This is a genomic window from Gluconobacter oxydans (assembly GCF_006539685.1).
GTDB classification, from domain to species: Bacteria; Pseudomonadota; Alphaproteobacteria; order Acetobacterales; family Acetobacteraceae; genus Gluconobacter; species Gluconobacter oxydans.
The window spans coordinates 1-12,528 of record NZ_BJNM01000013.1 but is presented as its reverse complement, the minus strand read 5'-3'; the positions used below and the strand labels follow the sequence as shown (position 1 = coordinate 12,528).

The window sequence follows — 12,528 nt, the reverse complement described above, 5'->3', positions numbered from 1 at the left end:
TTTCGGAAAAAGGAATTCGAAGCGGGGATAAAGGGGTCAGAGGATCAGTGTGTAGATACCGATCAGGCAGATCAGGATGCCGAACTGGGCCAATGGCGGATCCCAGACGAAACGCCACAGATCGAACCAGCCCATGATCCAGCGCAGGATGGCCAGCGTCAGAAGCGCCAGCGCCAGATTGATGACGAACGCCGAAACCAGCACGCCATCGAGATCGACAACCTGTGTCATCACCATCGTTTGCGTCCTATTCCATAATGATGCACGGCGGAACGGTTCAGGCGCACCATGGTCCGCACGGCTTCAAGACCACCGATACAGTTGATGATCATGGACTGCTCTTCGCGGATACCGTCGGACAGACGCTCGAAGAACATGGCCTGAAGTTCGGGAATTTCGGCTTCCAGAAGGCCGAGCCTGTCATGGGCCAGCAGCCGGCGGACATGACGGACCATGGGCCTGAGGCCATGGAGATGCCCCGCCTGATCCAGATAGTGCCGGACACGGGCGATCGTACTGGAAAAGTCCTCCAGGGCCACGAAGCGGTTGAAGACACGTCGGGAACGCAGACCGGGATCGTGCATCCGGTCCGTCCACATCAGGAACTGGCTCAGGCGTTCGTATTTCCGGCTGAGAAGCGGCGGCCCCATCCGCTCGCCATGCCCGGCGAGCTGCGTTTCCAGATCATAGGCAATGGAAACCGCCAGCCGGAACCGGTGCCGTCGCGCGGTGGGGGGCCACAGCAGAACCAGCAGCACGAAGGAGAGCACGGCCGCCATCGCATAGAAGGTGTTGCGGGTGATAAAGGCCAGGGGGTCGTAATTGTGGTGATTACCGAGCCCGATGAACACCAGAAAGAACACGCCGTAATTGAAGCCGATGGCACTCGTTTTCGGATTCATCAGCAGCAGGCAGGAAATGATGGTCTGCGGCAGAAGCACCAGCGCCAGACCCAGCATGCTTTCCACATGCGGCAGGATCATGAAGTCCAGCCAGGCGGCCACCAGAATGCCCGCGGGCATGCCGATGATCGCGCCCTTGCCGAACTGGGCCGTGTCGATGGCCGTGGACGCCAGCGTCAGGACCAGAGCCGTCTGCGACAGAGCCGTAACGGAAGCCGGAATGCTGGACGCCAGACAGAGCGCGGAAGCGACGCTGAAGCCCAGCAGGACGCGCATCGCGTTGATGAACGCCGTCACATAGTCCGGATTGCTCTCGAGATGGGCCAGCTTGAGCGCATCGCCCGCCGGTGTGGCGCGCAGGAGCGTATTCATGCCGGTGCGGATATGCAGACGGTTACTGAGCAGCGTCGAGCAGCGCTCGAAAAACCAGGCTTCCCGCGCCGAAGGGACGAAATCCGGGTCTTCCTTGCGAATACCGTCCAGAATCGTATCCATCGTCTCAAGGCGGGTCGTGCCGTCCTCGGAACGCTCGTGCCAGGCCCGGACGTGACGGATCAGGATGTCGGAAATGCCCCCCGTTTCCAGAAGCCACGCGATGGCACGACTTGTAGTCAGAACCGTCAGCATGCCGATGATGCCCAGCCGCGCGCCCGCCATCCGCAGGCGTCCGCGTTCGACTTCGGTCCGGGCGTAGGAAATCTGGGTCATGAGTGCCAGGATCTCGCCGCTCAGCCCGATCATCTCTTCCGGCGTTGCGATCGGCTCGCCCATGATGGCGGACTTGCCGGTCTGCCGCACACGATGGGACAGCGTCTCCATGGCCGTGGACAGTCTGCGCCAGGCTTCGGGAGAGCCCGAGAGGATGTTCACCACGGCAATGGATGCAACGCCGATGGCGATGCCAGAGGCGCGTGCGATGCTGACAGGGTAGATGTTCTGCGGGTCATCCATCGTGGGGATGGCCACCAGCGCGACCGTATAGCCTGCCAGAAGCGCCCCATAGGACCGGAAATCACGCTCCAGCGAGCCTACGAACGCACAGGCTGAAATCCAGAGGGCTGCGCCACCCAGGGACAGGGCGCGTTCCTCGTTAAACATCGCGACGAGAATGATGGAGACGCTGACGCCCAGCACGGTGCCGGCAAGGCGGTAGAACGCCTTGGACAGCGCCTGACCACGCAGGGGCTGCGCCAGGATCATGACGGTCACGCCCGCACTGGCCGGAGAGTCAAGCTGCGACCAGAAGGCTGTTCCAAGCGCCAGGACAAGTGCAAACCAGGTCCTGAGACTGAACTGGAGCCACCCCGGGCGAAGAACTGACTGTAGTGCTGCGGTCAAGAGCGATACCCCGTACCCGGCACAGACTTCATCAGAAACAGTCCCACGGCCCTCATTACCAGAATCAGACTTCTAACCTTAGGAGCGCTTGCCCGGAAAAGTTAGTCCTCGAATCCTCTGGACACGTTTTGACAGACGGCGTTTTCGCATCTGCGCCGTCCGGGAGACTAGTCTTCCTCGGGCGGGAGGGCGTTGCAGGCCGCAGTCAGCTTGGGATCCGGATGAGCTGTGGCAGTGCGGCAATAGGTTCGAGCATCGGCACCACACATATTCGTGACATCCTCCATTTCCGAGGAAAGAACGTCACGCGCAACGCCGATATCCTGATTGTGTTCGGGATCGATGCCTTCTTCCTTGCTCAGCGCCGTCTGCGCCTGGTGCATCTCCTTGAGCGCGTTGATGCAGGAATCGCCGGCCGCGTCCGGGTTGGTCTGCAGCACCCGGAGGATTTTGTTGATGGCAAAACCCTGCTGGTTGATCGTGGGATCGTCGTCATTGGTCTTGGCCTCGCCATCATCGGCCCGGGCCGCAACAGGGCTGGCGAGGGCGAGGGCGACGGCGAGAGGAAGAAGAGCCAGCAGCAGGGCGGGACGGGAATGGCGCTTGATCATGACTCTTACGTTAGGAGAAAATCCGGACCGGACAAAGACCCTGAACGAGGCTGTTGCAGGTTGTTGCAAACAGGCCGCAGCGAGGAATTCCGCCGCCTGCATGGCTTGCCAGCTTGACTCTGCAGGGCGGGATGGGTAATCGGGGCCATTCTTTCGCGGGCGTTCCGGCCCGCTGTCCGGTCCGCAAGGGCCTTACCCGTCGAGAGCCTGTCACCATGAAGATCCGCAACAGCCTGAAGTCCGCCAAGGTCCGCGACAAGGACTGCCGCGTTGTCCGCCGCCGCGGCCGCGTTTACATCATCAACAAGAAGAACCCGCGCATGAAGGCTCGCCAGGGCTGAACCCCTTGGTCTGCCGGATGACGGACGGGCGGCGCTGGCTGATGGCTGGCGCCGTTCTGCTTTGTAGCCCGGCCCTGACTTTTCTGCCAGTTCAGGCCGCACGCGCCGCAGATCCTGCCGCGTCCGGCCCCGCAGCGCCTTCCGCTGCACAGCCTGTCGTTCCCGCCCCCCAGGCAGGAACCGCAAAGGCCACGCCCCCTGCTTCCTCCCCCCGTCCGCCACGCAAAACGCTCCATGATCGCCTTGTGGATGCGGAAAAGGCTCTCGCCATGGCGGGGAATGAAAAGCAGGCCGGCGAAATCTCCGAACGTGCCGAAGCCCTCCGCAGCCGCGCCCTGACCGGCAGCGTGCAGATGCTCATCAGCGATTCGCATGATGCGCTGGAGAAACATGATTTCCAGCAGGCGCAGGACGATCTGACGGCCGCAATCACGATCCAGCCTGACCAGTCCGTGCTTTACCGCCAGCGCGCCGCCATCCGGCTGGCTGCAGGCGACAGCAATGGGGCCATCGCCGATCTGGGCGTCGAGCTTCAGGCTGATCCCGGTGATCCGACGGCCTGGGGCATACTCGCGGAAGCGGAACATGAGCGGCATGAGCCCGAGGCCGCCCTCAAGGCCTTCCATCAGATGCTGCTGCTGAATCCAAAATCGCCCGATTCCGACAAGCAGCTCAAGACACTGGAACAGGCCCGGGACGGCCAGCAGGACTGACGCTCCTGCCGGTGCGGCCCGCCTGTTGCTCTGGCAACCCCTTGTATTGCCGGGTGTTCATCCCCTGATTCCTTTTTTCAGGAGATTTTATATGACCAAGCAGTCCCCCGCCCATGCAACCGCCATCCCTCAGGCCGAAGCCAAGAAGAGCTGCTGCTCCAAGACGAAGACCTGCTGTCAGAAGGCCACGCGCGCGCGCGAAATCGGTCTGGCTGGCATGACGGCCATGGCAACCTTCGGGCCCAAGCGCTATCGTCCATATTTCCAGCAGCTTCTGTCAGTCATTGCCGTCCTGACTGCCACAGTGGAATTCTTCCGCAGCCGTAAAGGCTAACGATCCCATCCCGAACCCTTTAGAGGAAGGAAATGGGGTCGATATCGATATCGACCTTTGCTCCGCCGGTGGGTTTGATATCCCCAAGCCACTGGCGCAGGATCGGCTGCACGGCGATGCCCCGCATCGTCCGTAGCAGCAGGCGCCTGCGATGCCGTCCCCGCAGGACGGCGAGCGGAGCCGGAGCCGGCCCCAGGACCTGCACCCCTTCCCGCTCCGGCGCAGAAAGCGCGATCTCCCGTGCCAGCGCATCCGCAGCTTCGGCACTGGGGGCGCTCACGATCAGGGCGGCCAACCGTCCGTACGGCGGCCAGAAAGAGGACCGTCTCTGCTCGGCTTCCTGTTCCATGAACGTCTGGAAATCATTGGACACCAGCGCCGTCATGACCGGATGCTCCCCCACATAACTCTGAAGCAGCACGCGGCCGCGATGCTCGGCACGGCCCGCACGACCCGCGACCTGATGCAGAAGCTGCACGGTCCGCTCCGCCGCCCGCAGATCGCCGCCACCCAGCCCCAGATCGGCATCAACGACACCCACAAGCGTCAGCTTGGGGAAATGCCAGCCTTTAGCGACGATCTGCGTGCCGATGATGAGATTGACCTCCCCGTCCGAAATCTTCCGGACCGCTTCCGCCGTGGCAGCCGGAGAGCCGAGCGTATCAGACGACATCACCAGCAGTTTCGCATCCGGGAACCGCAGCTTCGCTTCTTCGGTAATGCGTTCGATCCCCGGCCCGATGGGCACGAGCGAGTTCTCGGCGTGACATTCCGGACAGTCCTTCGGAATCCGCTCGGTATGGCCACAGTGATGACAGGTCAGGATGCCGCGGGCCCGATGCTCCACCAGCCAGGCCGAGCAGTTCGGACACTGCATCCGGTGCCCGCATGCACGACACAGCGTCAGAGGCGCATAGCCGCGCCGGTTGAGGAACAGCATGGCCTGTTCCCCCTTCTCCAGCGTCTCGTCGATGGCGGTGCAGAGCTTGGGCGACAGGAACAGGCCGCGTTCTGGCGGATCGGCTCGCATATCCACGAGTGAAACATCCGGCAGGGTCGCCCCGCCGTGTCGTGCGGTCAGGAGTTCATGCCGGTAACGGCCGCTTTCCACATTCGCGAGTGTTTCGAGCGACGGCGTGGCGGAGACGAGAATGGCCGGCGCATCCGCCAGACGGGCGCGGACAACCGCCATGTCCCGGCCGTGATACATCACGCCCTCTTCCTGCTTGAAGGCGCTCTCATGCTCCTCGTCCACCACGACGAGGCCCAGATCGGCAAAGGGCAGGAACAGCGCCGAGCGGGCACCCACCACAACGCGGGCGCTGCCTTCCGCCACCGCGCGCCATGTCTCGCGCCGCCGCTTGGCCCCGAGATCGGAATGCCAGACGGCGGGTTCTGCGCCGAAGCGGCGGATGAAACGATCCGTCCACTGGGCGGAAAGCGCGATTTCGGGCAACAGGACCAGAACCTGCTTCCCTTTGGCCAGACAGGCCGCCACGGCCTCGAAATAAACCTCCGTCTTGCCTGATCCGGTCACCCCTTCCAGCAGCGTGACCTGAAACCGCCCCGCCTCGACCGGCCCGCAGAGTTCCTGCGCGACTTCGGCCTGTTCTTCGGAAAGCTTCGGCGCGCCATGGCTCGGGTCCGGCGTTGCGAACGGGGCCGCCACGGCGATGACGGCCTCACGCAGCAAACCGGCACTGGCCAGACCACGGATCACGGCAGCACTTGCCCCGCTTCGGGAGCCCAGTTCGGCAGTTGTCATAGGCGTGGACGAGGCAAAATTGAGCACCGAGCGACGGGCCGGCGTGATGCGCAGATCGCCTTCGGGCATCTCCGTCCGCACCCAGCCCAGAGCGGGTTTGGGCGCGTCCTTCAGATGAATCCGCGTCGCCATCGCCAGCACCAGACCCGGCGGGGTGAGCGTATAGGCCGCAACCCAGTCGATGAAGCGGCGCAGGCTTTGCGGGAGAGGCCGAACATCCAGCTTCCCGATCACAGGACGCAGACGCGCAAGCGGAACTTCACGGCCGACCGGCAACGCAAAATCGGCAGGCAGGGTGCGGTCGGTTTCCCAGACACAGCCCACGGTTTCGCGTCGGCCCAGCGGAACCGTGACGAGGTCTCCGGGCTCAAGCGGTATGGGCGCGAGGTAATCGAGCGGCCCCGGAAACGGCAGCGGCACGAGCACCGAAACGCGCGTTCCGGTGGAAGGTGGCTTTCGCCGGGGATCAGGCTTGGATAGGCTGCTGGATGCCATGACCGTATCTAACCTCCCACGCTCCGAAATGCCATGACGGCCACATTAATGGCGCTCGATGCCCTGCGGGACTGGACCGAATGGCTGACACATGAAAGGCGTGCGAGCCCACGCACGGTCGAAGCCTACCGGCACGACGTCCTGCTGGCGCTGACGTTTTTCCAGCAGCATCTGGGCGCCGAGGTGACGCTGGCGGACCTGGGAAAACTCTCGCTGGCGGACCTGCGCGCCTGGCTCGCCCATGAAACGGCCCGCAGCGAACAGCCAACCCGTCGCCCAACCAGCGCCGACTCGCGGGCACGCTCACGGGCGCGGCATGTTTCCGCATTGCGGTCCTTCTTTCGGTATCTGGGCCTGCGGCACGATCTCTCCAATCCCGCCCCCTCACTGCTCGCCACGCCGCGCACGAAAAAGCGCCTGCCCCGCCCTCTCGGGGAAGACGCTGCCCGGGCGGCGGCAGAAGGCATTTCCGATGATGCCGAAACCAGTCTGGCGGCCTTGCGGGACCGCGCGCTTTTCACGCTGCTCTATGGCACCGGACTGCGGATCGGCGAGGCGCTCTCGCTCGACATCCGCGATCTGACCAATGCAGGGCAAAACATGCTCCGGGTCGTCGGCAAAGGCGGCAAGGAACGGCTCGTGCCCCTACTCCCGGCCGTGATGGAGGCGCTGGAAAGCTGGAAAGCAGCCCATCCGTCTCCGACGCCGGATGCGCCCCTGTTCTGCGGGGTGCGCGGCGGGCGGCTCAATCCCGGCGTAGCCCAGCGCGCCATGCGGACCTGGCGCAAGGGCGAAGGCCTGCCCGATTCCGCAACGCCCCATGCCCTGCGCCATTCCTTCGCGACGCATCTGATGGAAGGGGGGGCAGACCTGCGCACCATTCAGGAACTGATGGGCCATGCCAGCCTCTCCACCACGCAGGCCTATACGCTGGCGGACGAGAAGCACCTGCTGGATGTCTGGCGCAAAGCCCACCCGCGGGCGGGTCAGGAGTCATGAGACGCCTTCTGCCAGCCGCCCTGATCCTGGGCATGGCGCTGTACGCGACAGCGGTTCATGCCGCCCCTGTCTGCGAGATGAGCCGCGCCGTCGTGCTGCCGCTTCGCGATGACGGGGGGTATCTGAGCGTGTCCGTGACGGTGAACGGGCGGGCGGCCTCGATGATCGTGGATACGGGCTCCGAAGGCAGCCTCATAACGCCGGCCGGAGTTGCCGCCCTGCGCCTGCCGACCGATCCCGAACACCGGACCATGATGCAGGGTCCCAATGGCAGTCCGCGCCTGGTGCCGAACGTCCGGATTCAGGATCTCCGGCTTGGCACACACCCTGCGGCCGAACTTCCTCTTGGCCCCGGAACAATGGCCGTGGGGATGCTCCCGGGTTCGCCCATGATCACACCCCCCGTTCTGGGCCTGCTCGGGGCGGATGTGCTGGCGGATTACGATCTGGAATTCGATGTCCCGCATCAGCGTCTGACCTTGTGGACGATCCGCCTGGGCTCCCGCTTGTGTCAGCAGCCCCCCGCCTGGACCGGGCACTGGACGACCACGCCCGTACACCGGCAATCCGGACGTCTGACCGTAGCCTTCACGCTGGACGGGCTGGGGGGCACGGCCCTTCTGGACAGCGGCGCGCGCTCACATATCGTGAGTACGGATTTCGCCCATCGGCTGGGCCTGACCGACGACCAGCTCGCCCTCGACCCGGGTGGCCTGACAGCGGGCGTGGACATGAAGGAGCGCGAGTACCACTGGCACCATTTCAGGCGCCTTGAACTGGGAGAGACCGTCTGGACACGACCGGTCCTGACAGTCGCCCCGGTTCACGATCAGGCAGACATGCTGCTGGGCTCGGACTGGTTCGCCCATCACGAAATCTGGCTGTCCTACGCCACGCAGCAGCTCTTCTTCCGGTAAATGCCGACCATGTCGGGAAAGTTTCCCAACGGTCATCAGGCAGGTAAAGCCACAAAGTCTTCACCTGCCTGAAGCACATGCTTTATCGGGTGATAAACGCCAGAATATCGGCATTGATGACGTCTGCATGTGTCGTGTGCATGCCATGCGGATAACCGGGATAGATTTTCAGCGTGCTATTCTGAAGCAGCCTGTCCTGCAGGACCGCCGCGTTCTGGTAAGACACGACCTGATCATCATCGCCCTGCAGCACAAGCACCGGCACTGTGATGGCCTTCAGATCCTCGGTCTGATCCGTTTCGGAGAAGGCCCGGATACCTTCGTAATGGGCCTTGGCGCTGCCCATCATGCCCTGACGCCACCAGTTGCGGATCGTGCCTTCGGAAACTTTTGTTCCCGTGCGGTTGAAGCCATAGAACGGTCCTGTGGGAACATCGAGAAAGAACTGTGCCCGATTGGCTGCCAGTCCTGCCCGCAATCCATCAAGAACTTCGATTGGAGCCCCCTTAGGGCTGCGGTCCGTTCGCACCATCAGAGGCGACACTGCACTGATGAGCACAGCTTTGGCAACACGCCCCTGAGGCTGGCCATATTTCGCGACATAGCGGGCCACCTGTCCGCCGCCTGTTGAATGTCCGATATGGATGGCATTTTTCAGATCGAGATGTTCCACAACAGCCGACGCATCGGCTGCGTAATGGTCCATGTCATGACCGTCGCTCACCTGTGCCGACCGTCCGTGACCGCGACGGTCATGCGCGATGACGCGAAATCCCTTACTCAGGAAAAACAGCATCTGCGCGTCCCAGTCATCAGCGCTCAGCGGCCAGCCATGATGGAAAACAATCGGCTGGGCATCCTTCGATCCCCAGTCCTTATAGAAAATCTCTACACCGTCGATGTGGTGACAAAGGACATGATACGCCTCCTGGCTGATCAATAACGAGATACTGGTCAGAGCCTAACCTTGAAGCTAACTTTAAGGTCAAGCTGCGTTCATGACCGGGGGTAAATCATGAAGATTGGAGAACTGGCACAGCAAACTGGACTTACGCGTTCGCGCATCCGCTTCTATGAGCAGATTGGCCTCCTGAAGACGGTCGAGCGTCGTCCCAACGGATACCGGACCTATCCGCCGCAGGCTGTGATGATTCTGGGTCTTATCACCACAGCGCAGCGGGCCGGGTTTACACTGGATGAAATCCGCACCCTGCTGCCCTCTGATCTGACACACTGGGATCATGCTGCGCTGATGGAGGCCCTGACCCGCAAGATTGCAGATATCGAAGCGCTGCAGCTACGCCTGCCCCAGAGCAGAGCGCATCTGCTCCGTCTGATTGAGGATATTCAGGAGCGCCCCGACGACATGGACTGTGCAGCCAATGCGCATCGTGTCCTGACGAATATGCTTGCGGAGCACCCTGAAGCCCTCGACGTCACGGCAGGCGATATCCGCCTTCTGGATACGAAGGACCGCCGTCAGTCGGTCAGCCCTGGCCACCGTAAAAAGACGGCATCCCGTTAAACCCCATCCAGAAGCGCCACGACTTTCCTTGCCGTCGCCCTGGCGGAAAAGGGGTTCTGCCCTGTTACCAGTCGACCATCGCTCACGACATGGGACATGAATGGCAGAAGTGCCTTTTCGTAAATCGCACCCCGTGCCTTCACCTGCGCTTCCGCATTATAAGGAACTTCGCGCGCAACCCCTGCCAGTTTCTCCTCGGTCCATGAAAAACCGGTGATCTTTCGGCCGGAGACCAGAAAAGAACCGTCCGCACACCGGGTGTTCAGAAGCCCGCAATATCCATGACAGACGGCGGATACGATGCCGCCTTTCTCCCAGATCGCGCAGGTGATGGCCTGAAGACCTTCACTGTCCGGGAAGTCCCACATCACGCCATGGCCACCAGTGAAGTAGATCGCATCATAATTCCCGGGCCGAACGTCATCAGGGCTTTGCGTAGAGTCCAGTAAAGCCCTTTTTGCTGGATCGTTCAGCCAGGCCGTGGCCGACTGATCGCACATGGGCCACTTCAAAGCCTTGGGCTCAAGCGGAACCTTCCCGCCCCGAGGGCTGACAATATGCTGTTCAAAACCCTTGTCGGCAAACACATCCCAGGCATGTGTCAGTTCCGACAGCCACAATCCGGTAGGATGAGCAGGATTGTCGAAATGGGCGACGTTGGTGGCAACGTGAAGGATACGGCGGTTCATGACTGGTCCCTTTCATGGGGCAGGGTACTCAAACACCCATCCTGTAACGTTCGAGCCTGGCTGAAGGTCAATCTCCAGTTTGACCTTAAATCTGTCTCGAACGTTAAGCTGCATGTCCCTCATCTGTCAGACAACGCAGAGGCTAAGACATATGCAGACAATTCTTGGCGCGAACGGTCAGATCGCCACCGAACTGGCGCGAAGCCTGCATCATCACCATACGCGTGACCTGCGCCTGGTGAGCCGCAATCCCCGCAAGGTCAATGAAGACGACACTCTTATGGCTACGGACCTGATGGACGTCCGACAGACAATCGAAGCGGTGAAAGGCAGCGACATCGTCTATTTCACAGCCGGTCTGCCTCCGGACAGCAAACTCTGGGAAGACCGGTTTCCCATCATGCTGAAGAATGCTTTGCAGGCCTGCCGGACTGCTGGCGCCAGCTTTGCCTATTTCGACAACACCTACATGTATCCGCAGAACAGTCAGCTTCAGACGGAGGAAACCCGCTTCGCTCCCATTGGCCGCAAAGGGCGGGTCCGCGCCGCAATGGCATCCATGGTCTTGGAAGAAATAGCGCGGGGAGACATTCCCGTACTCATCGCCCGCGCACCGGAATTCTATGGCCCGGGAAAAACACAGAGCTTCACCAATGCCCTGATTATCGACAGGCTGAAAAGCGGCAAAAGGCCTCTGGTTCCTGTCCGTGACGATACGCGCCGCACCCTCATCTGGACACCGGATGCGAGCCGTGCACTGGCAACCCTGGGCAATACACCGGCTGCTTTCGGGCAGACCTGGCATCTCCCATGCTGTGATGAGCGGCCGACCTATAAGACATTTGTCGCCATGGCGAGCAGGGTTTTCGGACGGACGCCTGCTTATTCCGTCATCGGAAAATGGCCGCTGATCATCGCAGGCATTTTTTCAAAGCAGGTCCGAGAGATCAGGGAACTGCTCCCGCGTTATGAACAGGACAACCTTTTCGATTCAGCGAAATTCAAGCGTCACTTTCCGGAGTTTTCTGTCACGACCTATGAAGAGGGTCTGGAACTGATCGGAAGAGAGCAGAAAGGGTGATGAAGCCTTCCTTCAACCTTTAGGGTCAGGAGGGTCTCAATGATGTGTCGGTGTCTGCTTCTGATCGCCCAATGCCGATAACGGGCCTTCCGTTCCCTCAAAAACAGTTATGCTTACGAGACGTATGATCAAATAAAAAAGGCCCCTTCCCGAAGGAAGGGGCCTTTTTTGAAAAGCGGTGCTTATTCACCCTTGAGGCGTGAATTGCACTGCGACCAGTAGCCGCCGCCCTTCTGGATCCATTTCAGCGAACCGTTGCCGCCATTCGCCTTGTTGGCGTTGTACTGGGCCACGCAGGTCTTCTGACGGGCCTTGCCGGCAGAGAGCTTGCTGAACTCCGGAGAGATGGCCGTCGGGAACACGACATTGCCCGACGAAGCAACGGCAGCCTTGGGCGCGATCGGGGCCTTTGTCGCGGCCGGAGAAGAGTCCGACGCTGCGGCGCTGCTGGAAGCAGCGGGGGTTGCAGCAGCGGTCGGGGCAGTTTCAGCCGCGGCGGCCGGAGCAGCGGCAGCCTTGGTCGTTTCACCACAGCTGGCGGCCTTGAAGGCCTTGTAGGACTGACCGTTCAGGGAACCGTTCTGCTTGGCCGTCTTGAATGCGGCGTGGCATTCCTTGGCCGTCATGGCATGCGCGGGGGCAGCGCTCAGACCGGCGGCCAGAAGTGCCGCGAGGGAGAGGCCGGAAAAGGCTTTTGTAAACGTCATGCAGAAAGAACCTTCATTCTGAAATCGGCGGGAGAAAACAGCCCCCGCAGCATAACCGCCGGATGGGCGCAGTCAGTTGATGCGCTCACCATGCAGAACCATGTCGAGACC

General features: G+C 61.7%; 14 protein-coding genes. 7 read left to right on the top strand and 7 right to left on the bottom strand.

Features of this window, described 5'->3' with window-relative positions:
* Positions 1–36: 36 nt before the first annotated feature.
* The 3 genes from GOX01_RS07130 to GOX01_RS07120 form a co-directional block, all read right to left on the bottom strand.
* Complete coding sequence (locus GOX01_RS07130) at positions 37–237, bottom strand: DUF1656 domain-containing protein (RefSeq protein WP_011252304.1); 201 nt, start codon at positions 235–237, stop codon at positions 37–39.
* Positions 231–2,240 (bottom strand): FUSC family protein, encoded by a 2,010-nt coding sequence (locus GOX01_RS07125; protein ID WP_011252305.1) that lies wholly within the window; start codon positions 2,238–2,240, stop codon positions 231–233. The genes GOX01_RS07130 and GOX01_RS07125 overlap by 7 nt, the downstream gene beginning before the upstream one ends.
* Positions 2,241–2,407: 167 nt before the next feature.
* On the bottom strand, positions 2,408–2,851 hold the full coding sequence (locus tag GOX01_RS07120) for a hypothetical protein (protein ID WP_024716647.1): 444 nt from the start codon (positions 2,849–2,851) through the stop codon (positions 2,408–2,410).
* Between the two features lie 215 nt (positions 2,852–3,066).
* On the opposite strand from GOX01_RS07120, the gene ykgO reads away from it, so the two are divergent.
* From ykgO to GOX01_RS07105, 3 genes are all read left to right on the top strand, one after another.
* Positions 3,067–3,192, top strand: coding sequence for a type B 50S ribosomal protein L36 (ykgO, locus tag GOX01_RS07115; protein WP_007281615.1), 126 nt, complete (start codon positions 3,067–3,069; stop codon positions 3,190–3,192).
* A gap of 41 nt (positions 3,193–3,233) precedes the next feature.
* The gene (locus GOX01_RS07110; RefSeq protein WP_011252307.1) at positions 3,234–3,905 is read left to right on the top strand and encodes a tetratricopeptide repeat protein; all 672 of its coding nucleotides are present in this window, start codon (positions 3,234–3,236) and stop codon (positions 3,903–3,905) included.
* Between the two features lie 91 nt (positions 3,906–3,996).
* Positions 3,997–4,239 (top strand): hypothetical protein, encoded by a 243-nt coding sequence (locus GOX01_RS07105; RefSeq protein WP_062269647.1) that lies wholly within the window; start codon positions 3,997–3,999, stop codon positions 4,237–4,239.
* 19 nt (positions 4,240–4,258) lie between these two features.
* Here GOX01_RS07105 and GOX01_RS07100 read toward each other — a convergent pair whose 3' ends face one another.
* A complete protein-coding gene (locus tag GOX01_RS07100) occupies positions 4,259–6,499 on the bottom strand; it encodes a primosomal protein N' (RefSeq protein ID WP_011252309.1) in 2,241 nt (746 codons plus the stop codon).
* 33 nt (positions 6,500–6,532) lie between these two features.
* Between GOX01_RS07100 and GOX01_RS07095 the strand changes: the two genes are divergently transcribed.
* Positions 6,533–7,498: a tyrosine recombinase XerC gene (locus tag GOX01_RS07095; RefSeq protein WP_011252310.1), complete on the top strand. Its 966-nt coding sequence runs from the start codon at positions 6,533–6,535 to the stop codon at positions 7,496–7,498.
* Positions 7,495–8,415, top strand: coding sequence for a retroviral-like aspartic protease family protein (locus tag GOX01_RS07090; RefSeq protein ID WP_011252311.1), 921 nt, complete (start codon positions 7,495–7,497; stop codon positions 8,413–8,415). The genes GOX01_RS07095 and GOX01_RS07090 overlap by 4 nt, the downstream gene beginning before the upstream one ends.
* Before the next feature lie 82 nt (positions 8,416–8,497).
* Here GOX01_RS07090 and GOX01_RS07085 read toward each other — a convergent pair whose 3' ends face one another.
* On the bottom strand, positions 8,498–9,211 hold the full coding sequence (locus tag GOX01_RS07085) for an alpha/beta fold hydrolase (RefSeq protein WP_231139133.1): 714 nt from the start codon (positions 9,209–9,211) through the stop codon (positions 8,498–8,500).
* Between the two features lie 219 nt (positions 9,212–9,430).
* Between GOX01_RS07085 and GOX01_RS07080 the strand changes: the two genes are divergently transcribed.
* Positions 9,431–9,940, top strand: coding sequence for a MerR family transcriptional regulator (locus tag GOX01_RS07080; protein WP_011252313.1), 510 nt, complete (start codon positions 9,431–9,433; stop codon positions 9,938–9,940).
* Here GOX01_RS07080 and GOX01_RS07075 read toward each other — a convergent pair.
* Complete coding sequence (locus GOX01_RS07075) at positions 9,937–10,629, bottom strand: type 1 glutamine amidotransferase domain-containing protein (protein ID WP_011252314.1); 693 nt, start codon at positions 10,627–10,629, stop codon at positions 9,937–9,939. The two genes, GOX01_RS07080 and GOX01_RS07075, sit on opposite strands and share 4 nt — an antisense overlap.
* A 151-nt stretch (positions 10,630–10,780) precedes the next feature.
* Here GOX01_RS07075 and GOX01_RS07070 point away from each other — a divergent pair, with 151 nt between their 5' ends.
* Positions 10,781–11,710 carry an SDR family oxidoreductase gene (locus tag GOX01_RS07070; protein ID WP_011252315.1) on the top strand — a complete coding sequence of 310 codons (930 nt, stop codon included), beginning with the start codon at positions 10,781–10,783 and terminating at the stop codon, positions 11,708–11,710.
* Positions 11,711–11,892: 182 nt separating this feature from the next.
* On the opposite strand, the gene GOX01_RS07065 is transcribed toward GOX01_RS07070, so the two are convergent.
* Entirely contained in the window at positions 11,893–12,417 is a 525-nt protein-coding gene (locus GOX01_RS07065; protein ID WP_011252316.1) for a hypothetical protein, read from the bottom strand.
* Between the last annotated feature and the right edge of the window lie 111 nt (positions 12,418–12,528).

Bases quoted from the DNA above. Each gene is read 5' to 3' on its own strand.
- GOX01_RS07130 (WP_011252304.1), bottom strand. From the start codon at position 237: ATGGTGATGACACAGGTTGTCGATCTCGATGGCGTGCTGGTTTCGGCG.
- GOX01_RS07120 (WP_024716647.1), bottom strand. From the start codon at position 2,851: ATGATCAAGCGCCATTCCCGTCCCGCCCTGCTGCTGGCTCTTCTTCCT.
- ykgO (WP_007281615.1), top strand. From the start codon at position 3,067: ATGAAGATCCGCAACAGCCTGAAGTCCGCCAAGGTCCGCGACAAGGAC.
- GOX01_RS07110 (WP_011252307.1), top strand. From the start codon at position 3,234: ATGGCTGGCGCCGTTCTGCTTTGTAGCCCGGCCCTGACTTTTCTGCCA.
- GOX01_RS07105 (WP_062269647.1), top strand. From the start codon at position 3,997: ATGACCAAGCAGTCCCCCGCCCATGCAACCGCCATCCCTCAGGCCGAA.
- GOX01_RS07100 (WP_011252309.1), bottom strand. From the start codon at position 6,499: ATGGCATCCAGCAGCCTATCCAAGCCTGATCCCCGGCGAAAGCCACCT.
- GOX01_RS07095 (WP_011252310.1), top strand. From the start codon at position 6,533: ATGACGGCCACATTAATGGCGCTCGATGCCCTGCGGGACTGGACCGAA.
- GOX01_RS07090 (WP_011252311.1), top strand. From the start codon at position 7,495: ATGAGACGCCTTCTGCCAGCCGCCCTGATCCTGGGCATGGCGCTGTAC.
- GOX01_RS07085 (WP_231139133.1), bottom strand. From the start codon at position 9,211: ATGCTGTTTTTCCTGAGTAAGGGATTTCGCGTCATCGCGCATGACCGT.
- GOX01_RS07080 (WP_011252313.1), top strand. From the start codon at position 9,431: ATGAAGATTGGAGAACTGGCACAGCAAACTGGACTTACGCGTTCGCGC.
- GOX01_RS07075 (WP_011252314.1), bottom strand. From the start codon at position 10,629: ATGAACCGCCGTATCCTTCACGTTGCCACCAACGTCGCCCATTTCGAC.
- GOX01_RS07070 (WP_011252315.1), top strand. From the start codon at position 10,781: ATGCAGACAATTCTTGGCGCGAACGGTCAGATCGCCACCGAACTGGCG.
- GOX01_RS07065 (WP_011252316.1), bottom strand. From the start codon at position 12,417: ATGACGTTTACAAAAGCCTTTTCCGGCCTCTCCCTCGCGGCACTTCTG.